Origin of the sequence: Kineococcus aurantiacus (assembly GCF_013409345.1) — a bacterium.
In the GTDB taxonomy this organism is placed as follows: Bacteria; Actinomycetota; Actinomycetes; order Actinomycetales; family Kineococcaceae; genus Kineococcus; species Kineococcus aurantiacus.
On record NZ_JACCBB010000001.1, the window covers coordinates 390,325 to 412,564 of the forward strand.

20 protein-coding genes are annotated in these 22,240 nt (G+C 75.0%); 7 read left to right on the forward strand and 13 right to left on the reverse strand.

The annotated features are described in order from the left end of the window. Positions 1-143: 143 nt before the first annotated feature. The 5 genes from BJ968_RS01865 (at position 144) to BJ968_RS01885 (ending at position 6,334) form a co-directional block, all read left to right on the forward strand. Positions 144-902, forward strand: a complete 759-nt coding sequence (locus BJ968_RS01865; RefSeq protein ID WP_179748728.1) for a response regulator transcription factor — start codon at positions 144-146, stop codon at positions 900-902. A 41-nt stretch (positions 903-943) separates the two neighbouring features. Further along, the gene (locus tag BJ968_RS26255; protein WP_343077753.1) at positions 944-2,476 is read left to right on the forward strand and encodes a sensor histidine kinase; all 1,533 of its coding nucleotides are present in this window, start codon (positions 944-946) and stop codon (positions 2,474-2,476) included. A gap of 94 nt (positions 2,477-2,570) precedes the next feature. Then, positions 2,571-3,884 (forward strand): bifunctional glycosyltransferase family 2/GtrA family protein, encoded by a 1,314-nt coding sequence (locus tag BJ968_RS01875; RefSeq protein ID WP_179748730.1) that lies wholly within the window; start codon positions 2,571-2,573, stop codon positions 3,882-3,884. After that, entirely contained in the window at positions 3,881-5,965 is a 2,085-nt protein-coding gene (locus tag BJ968_RS01880) for a mannosyltransferase YkcB-related protein (RefSeq protein WP_218884696.1), read from the forward strand. The genes BJ968_RS01875 and BJ968_RS01880 overlap by 4 nt, the downstream gene beginning before the upstream one ends. Positions 5,966-6,103: 138 nt before the next feature. Further along, entirely contained in the window at positions 6,104-6,334 is a 231-nt protein-coding gene (locus BJ968_RS01885) for a hypothetical protein (RefSeq protein ID WP_179748734.1), read from the forward strand. Here BJ968_RS01885 and BJ968_RS01890 read toward each other — a convergent pair. From BJ968_RS01890 to BJ968_RS01915, 6 genes are all read right to left on the reverse strand, one after another. After that, entirely contained in the window at positions 6,254-6,913 is a 660-nt protein-coding gene (locus tag BJ968_RS01890; protein ID WP_179748736.1) for a phosphatase PAP2 family protein, read from the reverse strand. The two genes, BJ968_RS01885 and BJ968_RS01890, sit on opposite strands and share 81 nt — an antisense overlap. Continuing rightward, complete coding sequence (gene aspS / locus BJ968_RS01895) at positions 6,913-8,688, reverse strand: aspartate--tRNA ligase (protein WP_179748738.1); 1,776 nt, start codon at positions 8,686-8,688, stop codon at positions 6,913-6,915. The genes BJ968_RS01890 and aspS overlap by 1 nt, the downstream gene beginning before the upstream one ends. A 71-nt stretch (positions 8,689-8,759) precedes the next feature. Next, entirely contained in the window at positions 8,760-9,155 is a 396-nt protein-coding gene (locus BJ968_RS01900; RefSeq protein ID WP_179748740.1) for a roadblock/LC7 domain-containing protein, read from the reverse strand. Beyond that, the gene (locus tag BJ968_RS01905; RefSeq protein ID WP_179748742.1) at positions 9,152-9,751 is read right to left on the reverse strand and encodes a GTP-binding protein; all 600 of its coding nucleotides are present in this window, start codon (positions 9,749-9,751) and stop codon (positions 9,152-9,154) included. Before BJ968_RS01905 ends, BJ968_RS01900 begins: the two co-directional genes overlap by 4 nt. Positions 9,752-9,891: 140 nt before the next feature. Continuing rightward, positions 9,892-10,260 (reverse strand): hypothetical protein, encoded by a 369-nt coding sequence (locus tag BJ968_RS01910; protein ID WP_179748744.1) that lies wholly within the window; start codon positions 10,258-10,260, stop codon positions 9,892-9,894. 582 nt (positions 10,261-10,842) lie between these two features. Next, complete coding sequence (locus tag BJ968_RS01915; RefSeq protein WP_343077755.1) at positions 10,843-11,520, reverse strand: MBL fold metallo-hydrolase; 678 nt, start codon at positions 11,518-11,520, stop codon at positions 10,843-10,845. 111 nt (positions 11,521-11,631) lie between these two features. Here BJ968_RS01915 and BJ968_RS01920 point away from each other — a divergent pair, with 111 nt between their 5' ends. Continuing rightward, entirely contained in the window at positions 11,632-13,317 is a 1,686-nt protein-coding gene (locus BJ968_RS01920) for a DUF349 domain-containing protein (protein ID WP_246314067.1), read from the forward strand. 83 nt (positions 13,318-13,400) lie between these two features. Further along, a complete protein-coding gene (locus tag BJ968_RS01925; RefSeq protein ID WP_179748748.1) occupies positions 13,401-13,880 on the forward strand; it encodes a hypothetical protein in 480 nt (159 codons plus the stop codon). Here the strand turns inward: BJ968_RS01925 and BJ968_RS01930 are convergent. The 7 genes from BJ968_RS01930 to ruvA all read right to left on the reverse strand — a co-directional run bounded on the left by BJ968_RS01930 (position 13,852) and on the right by ruvA (position 22,200). After that, entirely contained in the window at positions 13,852-16,284 is a 2,433-nt protein-coding gene (locus BJ968_RS01930) for a RelA/SpoT family protein (RefSeq protein WP_281372670.1), read from the reverse strand. The two genes, BJ968_RS01925 and BJ968_RS01930, sit on opposite strands and share 29 nt — an antisense overlap. Before the next feature lie 80 nt (positions 16,285-16,364). After that, positions 16,365-16,922, reverse strand: a complete 558-nt coding sequence (locus BJ968_RS01935; RefSeq protein ID WP_179748750.1) for an adenine phosphoribosyltransferase — start codon at positions 16,920-16,922, stop codon at positions 16,365-16,367. Next, on the reverse strand, positions 16,919-17,902 hold the full coding sequence (secF, locus tag BJ968_RS01940) for a protein translocase subunit SecF (protein ID WP_179748752.1): 984 nt from the start codon (positions 17,900-17,902) through the stop codon (positions 16,919-16,921). Before secF ends, BJ968_RS01935 begins: the two co-directional genes overlap by 4 nt. Beyond that, complete coding sequence (secD, locus tag BJ968_RS01945) at positions 17,902-19,899, reverse strand: protein translocase subunit SecD (RefSeq protein WP_218884699.1); 1,998 nt, start codon at positions 19,897-19,899, stop codon at positions 17,902-17,904. Before secD ends, secF begins: the two co-directional genes overlap by 1 nt. Positions 19,900-19,995: 96 nt before the next feature. Further along, positions 19,996-20,373, reverse strand: a complete 378-nt coding sequence (gene yajC / locus BJ968_RS01950; protein ID WP_179748754.1) for a preprotein translocase subunit YajC — start codon at positions 20,371-20,373, stop codon at positions 19,996-19,998. Between the two features lie 151 nt (positions 20,374-20,524). After that, positions 20,525-21,592 (reverse strand): Holliday junction branch migration DNA helicase RuvB, encoded by a 1,068-nt coding sequence (ruvB, locus tag BJ968_RS01955; protein ID WP_179748756.1) that lies wholly within the window; start codon positions 21,590-21,592, stop codon positions 20,525-20,527. After that, positions 21,589-22,200, reverse strand: coding sequence for a Holliday junction branch migration protein RuvA (gene ruvA / locus BJ968_RS01960; protein ID WP_179748758.1), 612 nt, complete (start codon positions 22,198-22,200; stop codon positions 21,589-21,591). The genes ruvB and ruvA overlap by 4 nt, the downstream gene beginning before the upstream one ends. Positions 22,201-22,240: the final 40 nt, after the last annotated feature.

Consider the following 22,240-nt stretch of genomic DNA (forward strand, 5'->3'; position numbering starts at 1 on the left):
CCCGGGGCCATCTCCTGCGCCTATGACCGCAGGTGGGCGGGGCGCTGCCGCACGGCCCCCGTTGGCCCGTCCCAGTGACGACGCACAGGTCCGTCTCAGGGTTTCCGGGGACAGCTGGCAGCTCCGGGGTCGACGATGAGGCCATGACCGCGACCACCACCAACCGGCGCTCGGACCTCACCCGCCCCGACGGGACCGCCCTGCGCGTCCTCGTCGTCGACGACGAGTCGACGCTGTCCGAACTGCTGAGCATGACCCTGCGCTACGAGGGCTGGGAGGTGCAGACGGCCGGCAACGGCCTCGACGCGGTCCGCGCCGCCCGCAGCTTCCGCCCCGACGCGGTCATCCTCGACATCATGCTGCCGGACATCGACGGCCTGGAGGTCCTGCGCCGCCTGCGCGCCGACGCCACCGACGTCCCCGTCCTCTTCCTCACCGCCAAGGACGCCGTCGAGGACCGCGTCGCGGGCCTGACCGCCGGCGGCGACGACTACGTCACCAAGCCCTTCAGCCTGGAGGAGGTCGTGGCGCGGCTGCGCAGCCTGCTGCGCCGCTCGGGCCTGACCGCGGTCAAGGCCGAGCCGGTCCTGTCGGTGGGCGACCTGGTCCTGGACGAGGACAGCCACGAGGTGGTGCGCGCCGGGGAGGAGATCCGCCTGACGGCCACCGAGTTCGAGCTGCTGCGCTACCTCATGCGCAACCCGCGCCGGGTGCTGTCCAAGGCCCAGATCCTCGACCGCGTCTGGAACTACGACTTCGGCGGCCAGGCCAACATCGTCGAGCTGTACATCTCCTACCTGCGCCGCAAGATCGACGCCGGCCGCAACCCGATGATCCACACCGTCCGCGGGGCCGGGTACGTCCTCAAGCCCGCCGACGGCGCCGTCGCGGCCGCCGGCTGACGACCCGCCGCACCCACCGACACCCCGGAGCCGATCCACCGGTGCCCCCGCCGCTCCCCCGGCTGCGCAGCCGTTCCCTGCGCAGCCGGCTGGTCCTGACCACCAGCGCCCTGCTCGTGGCGGTCGGCCTGGTCATCGGGGTCGTGACGACCGTGGCCCTGTACGCCTCGCTCATGGGGCGCGTGGACACGCAGCTGGAGCAGACGGTGACGCGCTCGCAGCGCTTCGTGGGCGACCCCGACCGCGGGTTCGACGGCGGGTTCGACGGCGACGTGTACCGCCCGCCGCCCACCGCGGCGCAGGACGCCTGCGCCGCGGGCACCACCCCGTCGTTCATCGGGCCCGGCCAGGGCGACGGGACGCTGTACGCCCGCTTCGCCGGCGGGCAGCTGGTGACGGGGCAGTCCGGCGTCTACGACGACGGCAACTCCACCGCCGGCGCTCCCTGCGTCAAGGAGCTGACGACGGCCCAGGCGCGGGTGCTGGAGGACGTCACCGACGGCCAGGAGCTGCGGGTGGAGCTGCCCGGCCTGGGCGACTACCGGGTCGTGGGCACCGCCCTGGACGACGGGTCGCTGCAGGTCTCCGGCGTCCCCCTCGCCGAGGTCGACCGCACGATGCTGACCGTGGTCGGCGTGGAGGCCGCGGTGGTCCTGGGCGGTGTCGCGCTGGCCGCCGTGGCCGGGTCGGTCCTGGTGCGCCGCGACCTGCTGCCGCTGCAGCGGGTCGCCGCGACCGCCGCCCGCGTCTCGGAGCTGGAGCTGGACCGCGGGGAGGTGGACCTCACGCTGCGGGTCCCCGACGCCGACACCGACGAGGCCACCGAGGTCGGCAAGGTCGGCCTGGCGCTGAACCGCCTGCTCGACAACGTCGGCTCGGCCCTGGAGGCCCGCCACGGGTCCGAGCAGCGCGTCCGGCAGTTCGTCGCCGACGCCTCCCACGAGCTGCGCACCCCGCTGGCCGCGATCCGCGGCTACTCCGAGCTGACCCGCCGCAGCGCCGAACCGGTCCCCGACGACGTCCGGCACGCCCTGGGCCGCGTGGAGTCCGAGGCGGTCCGCATGACCGGCCTGGTCGAGGACCTCCTGCTGCTGGCCCGCCTGGACTCCGGCCGCCCCCTCGAACGCGAACCGGTCGACCTCACGATGACCGTCCTGGACGCCGTGAGCGACGCCCGGGTCGCCGGCCGGGACCACACCTGGCGCCTGGAGCTGCCCGAGGAGGCCGTGGAGGTCGTCGGCGACCCCGGCCGGCTGCACCAGGTGCTGGCGAACCTGCTCGCCAACGCCCGCACCCACACCCCGCCCGGCACGACCGTCACCGTGGCGCTGACGCGCGAGGGCGACCAGGTGCACGTGGAGGTCGTCGACGACGGCCCCGGCATCCCGGCCGAGCTGCAGCCGCGCGTCTTCGAGCGGTTCGCCCGCGGCGACTCCTCCCGCTCGCGCGCCGCGGGCAGCACGGGGCTGGGGCTGGCCATCGTGCAGGCCGTCGTCACCTCCCACCACGGGTCGGTGACGGTCCACAGCCGCCCGGGCCGCACGGCGTTCCGCGTGAGCCTGCCCGCCGCGTGAGCCTGCCCGCCGCATGAGCCTGCCCGGCGAGTCCCACAGGCCGGCCACAGCGGCGCCCCACCCCCCGCGGAGGTGACCACCCGAAGGTGGGGGCATGACAGCGACCGCCTCCCGCTCCACGGGGGTCACGCCCCGGCCCCGCCCGGCCACCGGCCCCCGGGGTCCCGAGGGTCCCGCTCCCGTCCTGGACGTCGTGATCCCGGTCCACGACGAGCAGGTCGACCTCGAACCGTGCGTCCGGCGCCTGCACGCGCACGTGGCGACGTTCCCCTTCCGCACCCGCATCACCGTGGCGGACAACGCCAGCACCGACGCGACCCCGCAGGTGGCGGCGGCGCTGGCCGCCGAGCTGCCCGACGTGCGGCACGTGCGGCTGGAGGAGAAGGGCCGCGGCCGCGCGCTCAAGCACGTGTGGACCGCCTCGGACGCGCAGGTCCTGGCGTACATGGACGTGGACCTGTCCACCGACCTGGCGGCCCTGCTCCCGCTCGTGGCGGGACTGCTGTCCGGGCACTCCGACGTGGCGATCGGCTCGCGGCTGGCCAGGGGGTCGCACGTCGTGCGCGGGGCCAAGCGCGAGTTCATCTCCCGCTGCTACAACCTCATCCTCCACGGCACCCTGCGCGTGCGGTTCACCGACGCCCAGTGCGGTTTCAAGGCCCTGCGGGCCGACGTGGCGCAGCGGATCCTGCCGCTGGTGGAGGACACCGGCTGGTTCTTCGACACCGAGGTGCTGGTGCTGGCCGAACGGTCCGGCCTGCGCATCCAGGAGATCCCCGTCGACTGGGTCGACGACCCGGACTCGAGCGTCGACATCGTCGCCACCGCGGTGGCCGACCTGCGCGGCATCCGCCGCCTGGCCGGGGCGATGGCCACGGGGAAGCTGCCGCTGAAGGAGATCCGCGCGAGCCTGGGCCGCGGCCCGCAGCCGACGCAGGTGGCCGGTGTCCCCACCTCCCTGGCCGGGCAGCTCACCCGGTTCGTCGGCGTGGGGGTCGCCAGCACCGCGGCCTACGCGGTGCTGTACCTGCTGCTCCAGGAACTCACGAGCGCGCAGGTCGCGAACTTCCTCGCCCTGCTCGTCACGGCCGTGGGGAACACGGCCCTGAACCGGCGGCTGACCTTCGGCGTCCGCGGCTCCGACGGCGTGGCCCGGCACCAGGCCCAGGGGTTGTTCGTGTTCCTGCTCGGCTGGGCCATCACCTCCGGCAGCCTGCTGGCGCTGCACTCGGGCCGGCCGGACGCCGGCCGGGGGCTGGAACTGGCCGTGCTGACCGTCGCCAACCTGGCGGCGACGGTCGTGCGGTTCCTGCTGCTGCGCTCGTGGGTCTTCCGCAACCGCCGCCACCACCAGCCCGGTGCCGCCCCGGCCGCGGTGCCCGCGGACGCCGCGCAGGAGGAGGCGTGAGCACCACCTCCGGCAGCTGGGCCCGCACCGTCACCGCTCCCGAGCTGGGCCGGTTCCGCCGCGCCGCGACGGCGGCGTGGCGGGGCCGGGAGGAGGACCCGCGCTGGGTGCGGCCCTGCCTGTACGGGCTGCTCGTCCTCACCGCCGTCCTGTACCTCGTCGGGCTCTCGGGGTCCGGCTGGGCGAACCCCTTCTACTCCGCCGCCGCCCAGGCCGGTTCACGGTCGTGGGAGGCCTGGTTCTTCGGGTCCTCCGACGCCTCGAACGCCATCACCGTCGACAAACCCCCGGCCGCGCTGTGGGTGACGGGGCTGTCGGTCCGCCTCTTCGGGTTGTCGTCGTGGTCGATCCTCGTGCCGCAGGCGCTGGAGGGCGTCGCCGCCGTCGGTCTGCTGCACGCCACGGTCCGCCGCCGCAGCACCCCCGCCGCCGGGCTCATCGCCGGGTTCCTGCTCGCCACGACGCCCGTGGCGACCCTCATGTTCCGGTTCAACAACCCCGACGCGCTGCTGGTGCTGCTCGTGGTCGCGGCGACCTGGGGCGTGCTGAAGGCCGTCGACACCGGGCGCGCCCGGTTCCTGTACTGGGCCGGGGTCTTCCTGGGCCTGGGGTTCCTCACCAAGCAGCTGCAGGTGTTCCTCGTCCTGCCCGGCCTCGCGCTGGCCTACCTGTGGGCGGCCCCGCACGGCCTGGGCCGGCGGGTCCGGCACCTGCTCCTCGCCGCAGGCACGCTGCTCGTCGCGGGCGGCTGGTGGGTCGCGGTCGTCGAGCTCGTCCCCGACTCCTGGCGCCCGTACGTCGGCGGGTCGCAGGAGAACTCCTTCCTGGAACTGACGTTCGGCTACAACGGGTTCGGCCGGCTCACGGGGGACGAGACGGGCAGCGTGGGCGGCACCGGCGGGTGGGGCGAGACGGGCCCGGGCCGGATGTTCGACGCCGAGTTCGGCGGGAACATCTCCTGGCTCCTGCCGGCGGCGTTCGCGCTCGCCGTGGCCGGGTTCGTCCTGACCCGCCGGGCCGGGCGCACCGACGTCGGCCGCGCCGCCCTCGTGGCCTGGACGGGCTGGCTCGTCGTCACGTCCGCCGCCTTCAGCTTCATGTCCGGGATCATCCACCCCTACTACTCCGTGGCCCTGGCCCCGGCGGTCGCGGCCCTCGTGGCGACGGGCTCGGTGCAGCTGTGGCGGCGCCGGTCGGCGCGGTCCGCCCTGCCGGTCCTGGCGGGCGTCGTGGCCCTCAGCACCGCGTGGTCGTTCGTGCTGCTCGGCCGCAGCGGCGACTTCCTGCCGTGGCTGCGCTGGGTCGTCCTCGTCACCGGGGTCGTGGGCACCGCCGGGCTGGCCGCGGCCGGGTTCGTGCGCGGGCCGCTGCTGCGCTCGCTGCAGCAGGCCGGTGCGGTGGCCGCCGCGCTCGCGGTGCTCGCCGGGCCGGTCGCGTACTCGGTCCAGACGGCCTCGACGGCCCACACCGGCGCCATCGTCTCGGCCGGACCGAGCTCCACCTCCGGGTTCGGCCTGGGCGGCGGTCGCGGGGGCCCGGGCGGCGGGGGCGGCCCGTTCAGCGGCCTGTTCACGCAGGGTCAGCTGCCCCCGGGGGGCGGCAGCCCGCAGCAGGCGCCCACGGGGGGTTTCGGGGGCTTCGGGGGTTTCGGCGGCGGGACCCGCGCCGGCGGGGGCGGAGGAGCCAGCGGGCTGCTGAACGCCACGACCCCCAGCGCCGAGCTGCAGGCCCTGCTGGAGGCGGACGTCGGCCGGTACCGCTGGGTGGCGGCGACGACCGGGTCGAACAACGCGGCCGGGTACCAGCTGGCGACGCAGGAGCCGGTCATGGCGATCGGCGGGTTCAACGGCACCGACCCCGCCCCGACGCTGGCCCAGTTCCAGCAGCACGTCGCCGACGGGGAAATCCACTACTACCTAGCCGGTTCCTCGATGGCCTCGACGAGCACGGGCGGCAGCGACGCCTCGCGCCGGATCGCGGCGTGGGTGGCGGAGAACTTCACGGCCGCGACCGTGGGGGGCGTCACGGTCTACGACCTGACGGCCGGCACCACGGGCGGCACGGCGAGCCCGACCTCCTGACCCGGCACGACGAGGAGCGGTGGCCCCCAGGGGTCACCGCTCCGGCGCGTCCCGGACCCGGTCACCGCCGCGCGGGGACGAACCCTCCGCACAGGCAGGGCCCACGAGCGGCACAGGGGCACCCGCCACCGTGGGGACGTGACTCAGCGACTGCACCGCCGCCTCCTCGCCGCCGGCCTCCTCGCGGGGGTCACGACCGTGGGGCTGACCACCGGCGCCCGGGCCGCGACGACGGTGGACACCGGCGACCGCCGGACCGTCGGGACCACGGCCGTCTCCCCCGCCGCCCTACCGGTGACCCCCGGCTCCGCCCCCACCGCCGCGGTGGGCGCCGAGCGCCGCACCCGGACGGTCACCGTCACGCTCTGAGCGGTCCGCCCACCAGGCCGCGGCCCCGACGAGCGCACCGGCCAGCAGCCAGCCGCCCAGGACGTCGGTGGGCCAGTGCGCCCCGAGCCAGACCCGGTCGACGGCGACGAGCGCGACCTCCACGGCTCCCACGGCGAGCACGGCGCCGCGCCGGGCCCGCGGCACCAGCAGCACCGCCACGACGAGCACGACCGTCGTGGAGGCCACGACGTGCCCGGAGGGGAACGACCCGCCGCTCGCCGTGGTCAGCCCGGCCTCCAGCGCGGGCCGGGGGCGGTCGGTGAGCGCCTTGACCACCGGGGACGCCACGGACGCCACGGCCCCGGCCAGCAGGGCCGCCCGGGCGCGCCGGCGACGGCCCGCGCGGTGGGCGGCCACCACGCCGACGAACCCGGCGAGGTACACCCACACCGGCTGCGTCACGGCCTCCACGACCTGCGCGACGCGCGTCAGGCCCGGGTCGGCCTGCGCGGCGCGCACGGCGGCCGCGGACACCGCGCCGTCGCCGGGGACCTCGCCCACCACCACGAGGACGGTGAGCGCGGCGAACCCGGCGGCGCAGGCCAGGGCGAGCCGCATCAGGCTCGCGGCTCCTCCTCGGGCCGGGCGTCCACGCCGGCCTCCTTGCGCTGCTGGGCCGTGATGGGCGCCGGCGCCGCCGTCAGCGGGTCGTAGCCGCCGCCGGACTTGGGGAAGGCGATGACCTCGCGGATCGAGTCGGCCCCCGCCAGCAGGGCGACGACGCGGTCCCAGCCGAAGGCGATCCCGCCGTGCGGCGGCGCGCCGAAGGAGAAGGCGTCGAGCAGGAACCCGAACTTCTCCCGCGCGTCGGCCTCGGAGATCCCCATGACCGCGAACACGCGCTCCTGCACGTCGCGGCGGTGGATGCGGATCGAGCCGCCACCGATCTCGTTGCCGTTGCAGACGATGTCGTAGGCGTTGGTCAGCGCCGCCCCGGGGTCGACGTCGAACGTGCCCAGGTGCTCGGGCTTGGGCGCGGTGAACGCGTGGTGCACGGCGTTCCAGGCCCCACCGCCGATCGACACGTCGTCGTCCTCGGCGGCGGACTTGAACATGGGCGCGTCGACGACCCACAGGAACGACCAGGCGCCCTCGTCGATCGCGCCGGTGCGGCGGGCGATCTCCCCGCGGGCCGCGCCCAGCAGCGCGCGGGAGGGGTTCACGGCCCCGGCGGCGAAGAAGATGCAGTCGCCGGGGTTCGCGCCGACGTGGGCGGCGATGCCCGCCTTCTCCGTGTCGGACAGGTTCTTCGCGACGGGGCCGGTCAGCTCCCCGTCCTCGCCGACGAGGATGTACGCCAGGCCGCGCGCGCCGCGCTGCTTGGCCCACTCCTGCCACGCGTCGAGGGTCTTGCGCGGCTGGGAGGCCCCGCCGGGCATGACGACGGCCCCGACGTACGGCGCCTGGAAGACCCGGAACGTCGTGTCGGCGAAGAAGTCGGCGCACTCGACGAGCTCGATGCCGAACCGCAGGTCGGGCTTGTCGGACCCGTACCGGCGCATGGCCTCCTCGTACGTCATGCGCGGCAGGGGCAGCTGGACGTCGTGCCCGATGAGCTTCCACAGGGCGGCGACGACCTGCTCGCCGAGGGCGATGACGTCGTCCTGCTCGACGAAGCTCATCTCGATGTCGAGCTGGGTGAACTCCGGCTGCCGGTCGGCGCGGAAGTCCTCGTCGCGGTAGCAGCGGGCGATCTGGTAGTAGCGCTCCAGGCCGCCGACCATGAGGAGCTGCTTGAACAGCTGTGGGCTCTGCGGCAGGGCGTACCAGGAGCCGGGCGCCAGGCGCGCCGGGACGAGGAAGTCGCGGGCGCCCTCGGGGGTGGAGCGGGTCAGCGTCGGGGTCTCGACCTCGACGAAGTCGTGCTGCTCCAGGACGGCGCGGGCGGCCTTGTTCGCCGCCGAGCGCAGCTTCAGGGCGTGCGCGGGCCCGGTGCGCCGCAGGTCGAGGTAGCGGTACTTCAGGCGCGCCTCCTCACCGACGGTGAGGTGGTCGTCGATCTGGAACGGCAGCGGGGCGGCCTCGGAGAGGACCTCCAGCGCGGTCGTGTCGACCTCGACGGCACCGGTGGCGATGGAGGGGTTCTCGTTGCCCTCCGGGCGCAGCCGGACGTCGCCGGTGATGCGGATGCAGTACTCGTTGCGCAGGTCGTGCGCGCCGCCGGCGTCGAGGATCTCGTCGCGGGCGACGACCTGCACGACGCCGGAGGCGTCGCGCAGGTCCAGGAACGCCACGCCCCCGTGGTCCCGGCGACGCGCCACCCACCCGGTGAGCGTCACGGTCTGTCCGGCGTGACCGGCGCGCAGGCTGCCGGCCTCGTGGGTGCGGAGCACGGGGAGTCCCTTCGATCGTCAGTGCGCTGGCTTGCGCACGGGCGATCCTACGGAACGCGGCGGCCGGGGTGTCAGGAGCGCGGGCGGGCGGCGGGGACGGCGCCGGACTCGGCCCCGGCGAGCTCGCCGACCAGGCGCAGCGCGAGGCGGTCCAGCAGGACGAGGTTGACGCCGGGGTCGGCGACGACGGCGAGGATGTGGGTGGTGCCGATGCCGTAGACGACGAGGCTGCCGTCGGCGCCCTTGACGGTGGTCTGCACGAACGGCCCGAGGGCGTGGTCGGCGCTGGCCCGCTGGGCCACGCCCAGCACGGTGGCGACGATGGCGGCGGCCGACTCGTGGTCGCGCTCGGGGCCGTCGTCGTGGAAGGCCAGGCCGTCGGTGCGGGCCACCAGCACCCGGCGGACGCCGTCGATGTCGCGGCGCAGGGCGCCGCCGGCTCGCAGGGCGTGCTGCTTGACGATCACGGGTGCGCTCCCTCGGTGGCGGCCTGCGCACGCCGGCTCTCGAGCGTGTGGACACCGTCGAGCAGCAGGCGCAGGACGGCGGTGCACTGGCCGAGGTCGCGGGGGTCGCAGGCGACGAGGGCCGAGGGGGTGGTGCCGAGCAGGTGGGCCAGCTGCCCGCGGGTGCCGGCGGGGTCGGGCCAGCGGCTGACGGCGACCAGGCGCGGGCAGGCGGGCGCCAGGCGCGCGAAGGCGCTGACGATGCCGGCGGCCTGGGCGATGCTGGCGGAGCGGCTGGCGTCGACGAGGACGAGGTAGGCGTGCATGTTGCGCGCCAGCAGGTCCCACATGAAGGAGAACCGCTCCTGCCCCGGGGTGCCGAAGAGGTTGACGGGGGTGTCGGGCCAGGCCGAGGCGGGGCCCGCGGGCACGACGACGCTGGTGTGGTCGAGGGCGACGGTCGTGGACGTCTTCAGGGCCGCGGTCTCGTCGCTGACCCCGGTCTCGGTGGTGACGAGCGTGCCGCCGCCGAGGCCGTCGGTGAGGGTGGTGGCGAAGGTCGTCTTGCCCGCCCCGAAGGGTCCGGTGACGACGATCTTGCGGGGTTCGCTGCGCACGGGTCTCCAGGGGCGCTCGCGCCGGGCGGGTCGGGGTGGTGCGGGTCGGACGCGGTGGCGGTCGTCCGGGCGCGGCGCGCCCGGGCGACCACCGCCGGGGGTCCTGCTGGTCGTGCGGGTGGTGCCGGTCGTGCGGGGTCTCAGATGTTGAGGTCGCGCTCGAGGATCGTCAGCTGGCGACGGGCCATGGCGAGGTTCGAGGAGTCCTTCTTGAGCACCAGGTAGAGGAACAGGCCCTGGCCGGACTGCGACTGGATGAGGCGGATCAGGTGGATCTGGGTGCCGAGGGTGATGAGGATGTCCTCGATCGACTCGTTCAGGCCCAGGCGCTGCATGGTGCGCAGCTTGGCGCGCACGACGTCGGTGTTGCCGGCGGCGGCGACGTCGAGGTCGATGGCGCCGCCACCGGCCTGGCCGAGCGACATGCCGGACTCGTAGTCGACCAGGGCCGCGGCGGTGGCGCCGTCGATCTCGAGGCAGGCCTTCAGGGTGGCGTCGACGTTGGTCACGTCTCGTCCTTTCGGTGGGAGGGCCCGCGGGTCGCGGCGTTTCCGCGCTGCGGGTCTGTCCCCTAGTGCTTCGGCTCCGGACCGCGGTGGCTGAACGTGCACGAGCAGGTCCCAACGGGTGAATCTGCGGCGCGCACGGTGTCCGGAAACCTTGCGGCACAGCAATTTCTAGATGTCAAGCTTCGGCCGGCGACGGTTGCTCCACCGGTGCCGGGAGGAGGCGGGCCGTCCTCGAGCGGGACCGCGCGGCTCCTGCCGGCGCCCACCGGCACGGTGCCGACCGTGGCGGAGCGACCCGCGCCGGAGGCGCCCGCCCCCGCGGTGCCGGACCCGCCCACCGACGAGGGCGAGCTGCTCCTGGCGACCCGGCCCCCACGGGAGGGGTCCTCCCACGACGGCGAGCTGTTCCCCGCCGACCTGGACCTGACGGCGGCCGTCTGCCGCGGCGTGGACGTCAGCACCAGCGAGCTCGACGGGCTCTCGGGCCCGGGGGACCTGCGGGGCACGACGATCAGCGGCCTGCAGCTGAGCCGGCTGGCGCCCGCGCTGGCCGCCCACCTGGGGCTGGAGGTCGTGGACCAGTCAGCCCCGCAGCGCCAGCAGGTGCGGGTTGGTGCGGCGTTCGCGCCCGATCGTCGTGGCGGGCCCGTGCCCGGGCAGCACCTCGGTCGCGTCGTCCAGCGGCAGGACCCGGGTCCGCAGGCTCGTCAGCATCGCCTCGTGGGAACCGCCGGGCAGGTCGGTGCGCCCGATGGAGCCGGCGAACAGCACGTCCCCGGACAGCAGCAGGTCCGGGTCGCCGCCGCGGTCGACGGAGAACAGCACCGACCCCTCGGTGTGCCCGGGGGCGTGCGCGACGCTCACGTCCAGCCCGCCCAGGGTCGTACGGGTGCCGTGCTCGACGGTCACGACCTGCTCGGGCTCGCGCCAGCGGACCGGGCCGGTGGTCGCCTCCAGCGCGGCCCGCAGCGGGCCCCCCAGACCGGCCAGGGGGTCGCGCAGCCGGTGGGCGTCGGCGGCGTGGACCGTGGCCGCGACGCCGTGGGCCCCGCAGACCGGTGTCACCGAGTACGTGTGGTCCAGGTGCCCGTGCGTCAGGAGGACGGCGACGGGTTTGAGGCGGTACCGGCGCAGGGTGTCGGCCAGCGCGTCGACCACGCCGACGCCGGGGTCGACCACGACGCACTCGGCACCGGCCTGTGGGGCGACGACGTGGCAGTTGGTCCCGAAGGCGGACGCCACGACGGTCTCGACGATCACGGCCGACACCCTAGTGACGCCCCGGCCGCGGCGGTGCCCAGCGGTGACCACCGGCGACGGGGACGGCACCGGTGGTCACGGTCTGCGCCGTCCGGGGCACGGGGACCTAGGATGAGGCAGGTGACCGAGCAGCCCCAGGAGCCGGCGTCCGCCCAGGACGTGCCGGACACCTCCGAGACCCCCACCCCCGCCGCGGACGCGACCCCGCAGGAGACCGCGCAGGACGCCGTGCAGGACAGCGCGCAGGACGCCGCGCCGGACGCCGCGCCGGACGGCGTGGACACCCAGGACGCCGTGGGCGTCCCGGAGGCCCCCGGGGTCCCCGAACCGGTGGACGCGGCGCCCGGTGAGTCCGGCGAACCGGCTCCCGACCCGGCTCCCGCGCAGGGCGGGGCCCCCGTGCCGTCGCCGGGGCCCCGCCCCACGCCGGGCCCCACGCCGGGCCCGGGAGCGGTGCGCCCGGCTCCCCGCCCCGCGCCGGTGCCCCCGGTCGCCGCGCCCGCCGCCGAGCCGGTGGCCGAGGTCGGGCACACGACGAACGTGGACCGCGAGGCCGCGGCCGCCTTCGGCCGGGTCGACGAGAACGGCACCGTGTGGGTGCGCCGCGCCGACGGTGAGCACGAGGTGGGCGCCTACCCCGACGCGACCCCCGAGGAGGCGATCGCCTACTTCGTGCGCAAGTACGAGGAGGTCGTCGCCCAGGTCGACCTCTTCGAGCAGCGGCTGCGCAGCACCGAGCTGGCCGGCAAGGACATCGTCTCCGGGGTGAGCGCGCTGCGCACGGCCCTGGCCGAGACCCGCGCCGTGGGCGACCTGGACCACCTGGCGGCCCGCGTGGAGGCGCTGGCGACGGTGGCCGACGAGGCCCGCGCCGCCGCCGACCGGGCCCGCGCGGCGCACCGCGAGCAGCTGCGCACCGCGCGGCTGGCCATCGTGGAGGAGGCCGAGGCCGTCGCCGCCCAGGACCCCGAGAAGGTCCAGTGGCGCGCCGCGGGTGAGCGGCTGCGGGAGCTGTTCGAGCAGTGGAAGGCCGCCCAGCGCGAGGGCCGCCTGGACAAGCGCTCCGAGGACGAGCTGTGGAAGCGCTTCAGCCACGCGCGCAGCGCCTTCGACAAGATGCGCCGCCACCACTTCGCCGCCCTCGGGGAGCAGCGGAACACCATCCGCAGCGAGAAGGAGACGCTCGTCGCCGAGGCCGAGGCCCTGTCGAGCTCGACGGACTGGCGGGGCACCACCAACGCCTACCGGGCCCTGATGGACCGCTGGAAGGCCGCGGGCCGGCTGGGCCGCAAGGACGACGACGCGCTGTGGGACCGCTTCCGCGCCGCGCAGGACGTCTTCTTCGCCGCCCGCACGGCCGCCAACGACGCCGTGGACGAGGAGTTCCGCGACAACCTCGTCGTCAAGGAGCAGCTGCTCGCCGAGGCCGAGGCGCTGCTGCCGATCAAGGACCTGGGCGCGGCCAAGAAGGCCCTGGGCAGCATCCAGGACCGCTGGGAGGCGGCGGGCAAGGTCCCGCGCGCCGACCTCGGGCGCGTCGAGGGCCGCCTGCGGGCGGTCGAGACGGCCGTCCGCGACGCCGAGCAGGCCCGCTGGTCGCGCAGCAACCCCGAGACCAAGGCCCGCGCCGGCGGGCTGGCCGGTCAGCTCGAGAGCGCGATCCGCGACCTCGAGGCGGACGTGGAGAAGGCCCGCGCCAAGGGTGACGCCCGGGCACTGGCCCGCGCCGAGGAGGCCCTGCGGGCGCGGCGGGCCTGGCTCGACGCCGCCCAGGCCACGCTGCGCGACGCGCACTGACCCCGCGCCACCCCCGCGAGCCCCCGTCCACACCCCGTGGACGGGGGCTCGTGCGTGCGGGCGGCGGCTGCTGGACTGCGGCAGTGGACACCCCGTGGCTGACCTCCGTCCTGACCCGGGGCCTGGACCCCGACCCCTCGGCCCCCTGGCGCGCCGGTCCCCGCGGCCAGCTCGAACGGGACGTGCGGTCCGGGACGGTGGTGCGGGTCGTCGGTGACGTCGTGGTCGCCGCGGACGTCGAGGTGGACGCGCACGTGCGCGCGCGGGCGCTGGGCCTGCTCCTGCCCGCCGGGGTGGTCGTCCTGGCCGAGGCCGCGCTGTGGGTGCACGCCGGCCCGCCGCTGCCGGCTCCCGCCGAGGTGCGGGTCGCGTGCCGGCGCCTGCCCCGGCCCGGGGCCGACGGCCCGGTCCGGGTCGTCTTCGGGCGGGCCCGGCCGCCCGCGGCCGACGTGGTCGTCGTCGGGCCGCTGCGGGTGACGACCCCCGCCCGCAGCCTGCGCGACGTGGCGGCCGGGGCGCCGGCCCCGGGAGCGGTCAGGTCTTCTGCGGCCGCGACGCCGTGACGCGGTAGGCGTCGAACACGCCGTCGACCCGGCGCACCGCCCCGAGCACCTGGTTGAGGTGGTTCGGTTCGGCCATCTCGAAGGAGAACTTCGACAGGGCCACCCGGTCCCGGCTGGTGCTGACGGTCGCGGAGAGGATGTTCACGTGGTTGTCCGACAGGACCCGCGTCACGTCCGAGAGCAGCCGCGCCCGGTCGAGCGCCTCGACCTGGATCTGCACCAGGAACAGGCGGGTCTGGCCGGTCGGCATCGCCGAGGACCACTGCACGTCGACGATGCGCTCGGGTTCCTGGCGCAGCCGCTCGACGTTCTCGCAGTCGTCGCGGTGCACCGAGACACCCGCCCCGCGCGTCACGAAACCCACGATGGGGTCGTTCGGCACGGGCGTGCAGCAGCGGGCGAGCTTGACCCACACGTCGTCGGCGCCGGCCACGACGACACCGGCCTCGCCGCTGCTGCGCGAGGGGCGGGTCCGGCCGGGCGTGGTGGCCTCGGCGAGGTCCTCCTCGACCGCGGCCTCCCCGCCGACGGCGGCGATGAGCTTGTCGACGACGTGCTGCGCCGAGACGTGCCGCTCCCCCACCGCCGCGTACAGCGCGGACACGTCGGGGTGGTTCAGCTCGCGGGCCACGACCAGCAGGGAGTCGTGCGACAGCAGCCGCTGCAGCGGCAGGTGCTGCTTGCGCATCGCGCGGGCGATCTCGTCCTTGCCCTCCTCGATCGCCTCCTCGCGGCGTTCCTTCGAGAAGTGCTGCTTGATCTTGTTGCGCGCCCGCGGGCTCTTGACGAAGTTCAGCCAGTCGCGGCTGGGACCGGCCCCGTCGGCCTTGGAGGTGAAGACCTCGACCAGGTCGCCGTTGTCGAGGGCGGAGTCCAGCGGGACGAGGCGGCCGTTGACGCGGGCCCCCATCGTGCGGTGCCCGACCTCGGTGTGGACGGCGTAGGCGAAGTCGACGGGCGTCGAGCCGGCGGGGAGCTGCTGGACGTCGCCCTTGGGCGTGAAGACGAAGACCTGGTTGGACCCGATCTCCCAGCGCAGGTCGTCGAGGAAGTCGCCCGTGGCCGACTCCCGCTGCCAGTCCACGACGGACTTCAGCCAGTCCATCTCGGTCTGCGGGCGCGTCCCGGCGCTGACGGCGTTGGGGTCGTCCTTGTACTTCCAGTGCGCCGCGACGCCGTACTCGGCGCGCTGGTGCATGTTGTAGGTGCGGATCTGGATCTCGACGGGCTTGCCCTCGGGCCCGATGACCGTCGTGTGCAGCGACTGGTACATGTTGAACTTGGGCATCGCGATGTAGTCCTTGAACCGGCCCGGGACCGGGTTCCAGCGCGCGTGCAGCGCACCGAGGACGGCGTAGCAGTCGCGGACCGAGTCCACCAGGACGCGCACCCCGACGAGGTCGTAGATCTCCGCGAAGTCGCGGCCGCGCACGATCATCTTCTGGTAGATCGAGTAGTAGTGCTTGGGCCGGCCCGTGACGGTCGCCTTGACCCGTGCGCTCTTGAGGTCGTCCTCGATCTGGTTGCGGACCCCCTGCAGGTACTCCTCGCGGGCCGGGGCGCGGTCGGCGACGAGCCGGACGATCTCGTCGAAGACCTTGGGGTAGACCGTCGCGAAGGACAGGTCCTCCAGCTCCCACTTGATGGTGTTCATGCCCAGCCGGTGGGCCAGCGGGGCGTAGATCTCCAGGGTCTCGCGGGCCTTCTTCTCCGCCGAGCTGGCCGAGACGTACCGCCAGGTGCGGGCGTTGTGCAGCCGGTCGGCGAGCTTGATGACCAGGACGCGGATGTCCTTGGCCATCGCCACGATCATCTTGCGGACCGTCTCGGCCTGCGCCGCGTCCCCGTAGGTGACCTTGTCGAGCTTGGTGACGCCGTCGACGAGCAGGGCGATCTCGTCGCCGAAGTCGGCGCGCAGGGTGTCGAGGGTGTAGTCGGTGTCCTCGACGGTGTCGTGCAGCAGCGCCGCGGCCAGCGTCGAGGGCGTCATCCCCAGCTCGGCCAGGATCGTCGCGACGGCGACGGGGTGGGTGATGTACGGGTCGCCGCTCTTGCGCCGCTGGCCGTCGTGGGCCCGCTCGGCCCGCTCGAAGGCCTTCTCCACGACCGACAGGTCGGCCTTGGGGTGCGTGGTGCGCACGGTGCGCAGCAGGGGCTCCAGGACCGGGGAGACGCTCTGCTGGCGGTGCTGGCCGAAGCGGGCCAGCCGCGAGAGCATGCGCCCGGCGGTGACCGGGCCGGTGTACGCCTCCGGGGTGCGGCGGCGGTCCGGGCCCGGGCGGGCGGCGGTGGCCGGGCGCGGGAGCGGTTGCGGGGCCGGGACGATGGCGCCCTGCGGGGCCGGGCGCGCCGGCTCGGCCGGGGCGGGCGCCTGCGAGGCCTGGGTGTCCGTGCCGTCTGCCATGGCGCTGCCTCCGTGTCGTCCGGACGTCCAGTCTAGGTCGGCCGCCGCGCCGGCGTGACACGCCCGCCCGGGCCGGCCCCTCAGGGCAGCGTGCGCAGCGCCACCAGGGGCCGGTCCCCCAGCTGCGGGCGGCCGCCCAGGGACCCCAGCTCGAGCAGGACGACGACCGCGGCGACCTGCGCCCCGGCCTCCTCCAGCAGCTCGCAGGCCGCCCGCGCGGTGCCGCCGGTGGCCAGGACGTCGTCGACGAGCAGGACCCGCTCACCCGGGCGGACCACCGAGGTGGCCAGCTCCAGGGCGGCGGTGCCGTACTCCAGGTCGTAGTCGCGGCGCAGCACCGGCGGCGGCAGCTTGCCGGCCTTGCGCACCGGCCAGAAGGCCAGCCCGGCGCGCTCGGCGGCGGGCGCGGCGAGCATGAACCCCCGCGCCTCGATCCCGGCGACCGCACCGGCCTCCAGGTCCCGCGCGAGACCGGCCAGGGCCGCCGTGACGCGGCCGAAGGCCACCGGGTCGGCCAGCAGCGGCGTCATGTCCTTGAACAGCACGCCGGGCCGGGGGAAGTCGGGGACGTCGCGGAACCCCGTGGCGACCGCCGCGGCGACCCCGTCGGCGTCGGGCAGGTCGACGCCGACGTTCACTCGGCGGCCGCCGGCGCGGCGGGGCGGACCCCGTCGCGCACGTCCCGGTCGAGCTGGCGGACCCGCGCCTCGCGCCCGCGCAGGACGACCAGCAGCGGCGTCGCCACGAAGATCGAGGAGTAGGCCCCCACGAGCATCCCGACGAACAGCGCCAGGCTGATGTCGCGCAGGGTCCCGGCGCCCAGCAGCAGGTCCCCGATGAACAGGATGGCCGCGACGGGCAGCAGGGCCACGACGGTCGTGTTCACCGACCGCACGACGGTCTGGTTGACGGCGTGGTTGGCGGCCTCGCCGAAGGTCCGGTCGCGCTGGAGGAACGCCTCCTCGGTGTTCTCGCGCACCTTGTCGAACACCACGACGGTGTCGTAGAGGGAGTAGCCGAGGATCGTCAGGAACCCGATGACCGACGCGGGGGTGACCTCGAACCCGACCAGCGCGTAGACGCCGGCGGTGATGACGAGGTCGTGGAACAGCGCGACGAGGGAGGCCACCGCCATCGTCCAGGCCCGGAAGTAGACCGCCATGACGATGGAGACGATGACGAGGAAGGCGACCAGGCCGGTGAGGGCCTTGTTCGTCACGTCGGCGCCCCAGCTGGGCCCGATGCTCGAGGAGGTCACCTCGGCGGGGTCGACGTCGAGCCGCTGCGCGAGCTCGCCCTTGATGTCGTCGAGCTGGGCCGTGGTGAGGTTCTCCGTCTGCACGCGCACGCCGTCGCCGGCCGTGGTGACGGTCGGCACCGTGTCCGGCAGCACGGCCTCCACGGCCTGCCGCGCGGCCTCCAGGTCGGTCGACCCGCTGACGCGGAACTCCGCGCCGCCCTCGAACTCGATGCCGTACGTCAGGCCCGGCTTCCACAGCAGCACCGCGGAGACCAGCACGAGGGCCGCGGCGATGAGGAACCACAGCTTCCTGCGCCCGACGAAGTCGAAGGAGGACTCACCGGTGTAGAGCCGGTTGCCCAGTTGCGCCATGCCCATCAGGAATCGGTCCCGTTCTCGTCGTCCCCGCTGGTCTGACCGCTCCCGGCGCCGCTGCGCGCCTCCTGGCGGGCGGCCTCGCGCTCGGCCCGGCGCCGTTCGGCGACCGTGGGCCGGTGCTCGCCGTGGTGCAGCGCGTGCCGGGCCACGACCGAGCCGAGGTGCTCGGGGTCGAAGCCGGACAGCTTGTGCCCGCCGCCGAAGAACTTCGTCCTGGCCAGCAGGGCGACGACGGGGTGGGTGAAGAGCACGACGACGAGGACGTCGATGATCGTCGTGATCCCCAGGGTGTAGGCGAACCCGCGCACGTTGCCGACCGCGAGGACGTAGAGCACGACGGCCGACAGCAGGCTGACGGCGTCGGAGACGAGGATGGTGCGCCGGGCGCGGTGCCAGCCGGCCTCGACGGCCGAGGACAGGATGCGCCCGTCGCGGATCTCGTCGCGCACGCGCTCGAAGAAGAGGATGAAGGAGTCGGCCGTGACGCCGATGGCGACGATGAGGCCGGCGACCCCGGCGAGGCTGAGCCGGAAGCCCTGCAGCCAGCTCAGCAGCAGCAGGACGCCGTAGTTCAGCGCCGCGGCCAGCACGAGGCTGCCGATGGTCACCAGCCCCAGGGCGCGGTACTGCACGAGCGAGTACGCCACGACGAGGACGAGCCCGACGAGCCCGGCGATGAGGCCGTTGCGGAGCTGGTCCGAGCCCAGGGTGGCCGAGACCTGGTCTTGGGTCTGGACGACGAAGGAGACCGGCAGCGCGCCGAACTGCAGCTGCTGGGCCAGGGCCTCGGAGGACTCCTGGGTGAAGCTGCCCTCGATGTCGACGTCGGCCCCGAAGCGCTGGTCGACGCTCGGCGCGGTGATGACGAGCCCGTCCAGGACCGCCGCGAACTGGTTGCGGGGGGCCTCCAGGGTGGAGATGCGGGTCGTGAGCGCCGAGAACGCCTCGGCGCCGGCGGAGTTGAACTTCAGCCGCACGACCCACGAGCCCGTGGTGAAGCCCTGGCTGTTGGTGGCCTGCGCCGAGGTGGCGCTGACCAGCTGGGTGCCCTCCAGCTCGGCCGGGCCCAGGACGTACTTGTACGTGCCGTCCTGGCTGCAGGTGACCAGGGGCCGGGTCGGGTCGTCGACGACGCCGCCCTGGCGCTGGGTGGGGTCGGCGCAGTCGAGGTTCTGGAAGAGCGTCACCAGCTGCGGGTCGTTCAGCCAGGCCTGGTCGCTGGCGTCGGTCGGCGCGGGGCTGGGGGTGCCGGTCGGCTGGGCCGGGCCGGTGGGCGTGGGCGTGGCGATGTCGGCCAGCGACGGCGGGGTGCTCGTGGCGGCCGGGGCGGCGGGGTCGGCCGGGGCCGGGGCGGCCGGGTCGGCGGGGGCCGTCGTGGCCGCCTGCAGGGCCGCGGGGGCCGCCGCGCCGTCCGAGCTCTGCGTCGGGCTGGCGCTCGCGGCGTCGCCCGGCGTCGCGCTGCCGGTGGGCGCCGCGGGGTCGGTGGGGGTCGCGGTGTCGGTGGGGGCCGCGGTCTCGGTGGGCGCCGCGGTGGACCCCTCGGTCGGGGCCGCGGCCGGGGCGACGGGCTCGTCGTAGAGCACGACGCGCATCCGCAGCTGCGCCGACTGGGAGATGAGGTCGAGCTGCTCACGGGTGGCGGCGCCCGGGATGGACACCGAGATGTTCTGCCCGCCCTGGACCTGCACCTCGGTCTCGGACAGCCCCGTGGCGTCGACGCGCTGGCGGATGATGTCGGCGGCGCGCTGCACCTGCTCGGTGGGGACCTGCTGGCCGGACAGCGAGCGGGGGGTCAGGACGACCTGCGTCCCGCCCTCGAGGTCGAGCGCCAGGCCCGGGGACCACCTGGCGTCGCTCCAGATCGATCCTGCCCCCACCGCCGCGAAGACGGCGACGACGACGAGCACCAGGGCCACCAGGGTGCGGCCGGGGTGGGGTCGGCGGATGGGTGCGCCACGGCGCACGCGCGGGGGCCCGGTGGGCCGGTCGTTGGACACTCGATACCTCGGGACAGGGGCTGACCGGGTGACGGAACGTCACCCGGTCAGCACAAGTTTGTCACTGCTCGTGGACGACTGCTGTCTTACCAGTAGTCACTGTGCACGTGACGCACCGCCGGCGGCGTCGTCGCCCGGCGTGTCCCGGTCCCGCTTGGTCAGGTCGAGCCCCTCGAGGGAGTCGGGCACCTGCTCCGAGGAGGTCACCCCGGTCCCCGGGGTGACGACGCGCGCGACGGCGCGCGGGGTCCAGCGCGTGCGCAGGCCCGGGGCGATCTCGATGACGATCTCCTCCGCCGACGTCTCGACCACCCGGCCGAACATCCCGGACGTCGTCATGACCTCCGCGCCCGGCGCGATGCTGTTGCGCATCTCCTGCTGGGCCTTCTGCTGCTTGCGCGTCCGGCTGAACATGAACACCAGCAAGGCGGCCATGATCAGCAGGAAGAACAACGAGCTGCTGCTACCACCCACGACGAACCCTCTCCGCACCGGCGGGATCGACGGCTCACCGGTGCCTGTGCCGGCCCTGTGCCGGCTCGGCCGACCAACGCGGACGCGCCCCGCCGGGTTCCGCCGGGGGCTCGCGCCGGGACCGGCTCGAAGCGGGCAGTCTAGGCGGGCCTCACGCCCCCGCGTCCCCCTGCGGCTCCGCCTCGTCGAGGGCGAGCTGCCACGCCGCGCCCGCCGGCGCGTCCCGCGGCGGGGTCAGTCCCAGGTGCGCCCACGTGTCGGGCAGCGCGATGCGCCCGCGCGGGGTCCGCCCCAGCAGCCCCTCGCGCACGAGGAACGGCTCGGCCACGGTCTCCACCGTCTCGGCCTCCTCCCCCACGACCACCGCGAGCGTCGACAGCCCCACCGGGCCCCCGCCGAAGCGGCGGCACAGCGCGTCGAGCACCGCGCGGTCGAGGCGGTCCAGGCCCCGCTCGTCGACCTCGTAGACCTCCAGCGCGGCGCGGGCCGCGGCCCGGTCCACGATCCCCGACCCGCGCACCTGCGCCCAGTCGCGGACCCGGCGCAGCAGCCGGTTGGCGATGCGCGGCGTCCCCCGCGACCGGCTGCCGATCTCGGCGGCCCCCTCGGCCGTCAGCTGCACCCCCAGCAGGGAAGCGCTGCGGCGCAGCACCTTCACCAGCTCCTCGGTCGAGTAGAAGTCCAGGTAGCCGGTGAAGCCGAACCGGTCGCGCAGCGGCGCCGGCAGCAGACCGGCCCGCGTCGTCGCCCCGACGAGGGTGAACTTCGGCAGCTCCAGCGGGATGGCCGTCGCCCCCGGCCCCTTGCCCACGACGACGTCGACCCGGAAGTCCTCCATGGCGATGTAGAGCATCTCCTCCGCCGGCCGGGCCATGCGGTGGATCTCGTCGAGGAACAGGACCTCCCCCTCGTCCAGGGAGCTCAGGACGGCGGCGAGGTCCCCCGCGTGCTGGATGGCCGGGCCGCTGGACTGCCGCAGCGGCGCGCCCATCTCCGAGGCCACGATCATCGCCAGCGTCGTCTTGCCCAGTCCGGGCGGGCCGGAGAACAGCACGTGGTCGCTGGGGGCGCCGCGCACCTTGGCGGCGTCCAGGACGAGCGAGAGCTGCTCGCGCACGACCTGCTGCCCGACGAACTCGTCCAGGCCGTGCGGGCGCAGCGCGGACTCCGCCGCGCGCTCGCGGTCGTCGGCCCCGGTGGTCACCAGCCGCTCGCTCACGCTCGGCCCGACAGGTGGCGCAGGGCCGCCCGCAGCGTGCCCGCGACGTCGGCGTCGGCGGCCCCGTCGTCGGGACCGCCGGCCAGCACGACGTCCACGACGTCCCCGGCGTGCTTGAGGGGGTAGCCCAGGCCCACGAGGGCCTCGACGACCTGGTCCTTGGGCGAGTCCCCGCCGGGGGCCGCCGCCGCGGGCGCGGCGCCCGAGGGCGGGCCCAGCCGGTCCCCCAGCTCCAGGCAGATGCGCTGGGCGGTCTTCTTGCCGATGCCGGGGACCCGCACGAGCGCGGCGTGGTCCTCGGCGGCCACGGCCGCGCGGATGCCGTCGGGGCGGTGCACGGCCAGCATCGCCAGCGCCATGCGGGGACCGACCCCGGAGGCGGTCTGGACCACCTCGAAGACCTCCTTCTCGTCGGCGTCGGCGAAGCCGAAAAGCGTCAGGGAGTCCTCGCGCACGACCAGCGTGGTGTGCAGCAGCGCCTCCTCCCCCACGCGCAGCCCGGCCAGGGTCGCCGGGGCGGCCAGGACGAGCATGCCCACGCCCCCCACCTCGACGACGGCCGAGTCCAGCCGCACCGCGAGCACCCGCCCGCGCACCGACGCGATCACGACAGCAACCTCCGACCCACCCGGACGAACACGTGTACGA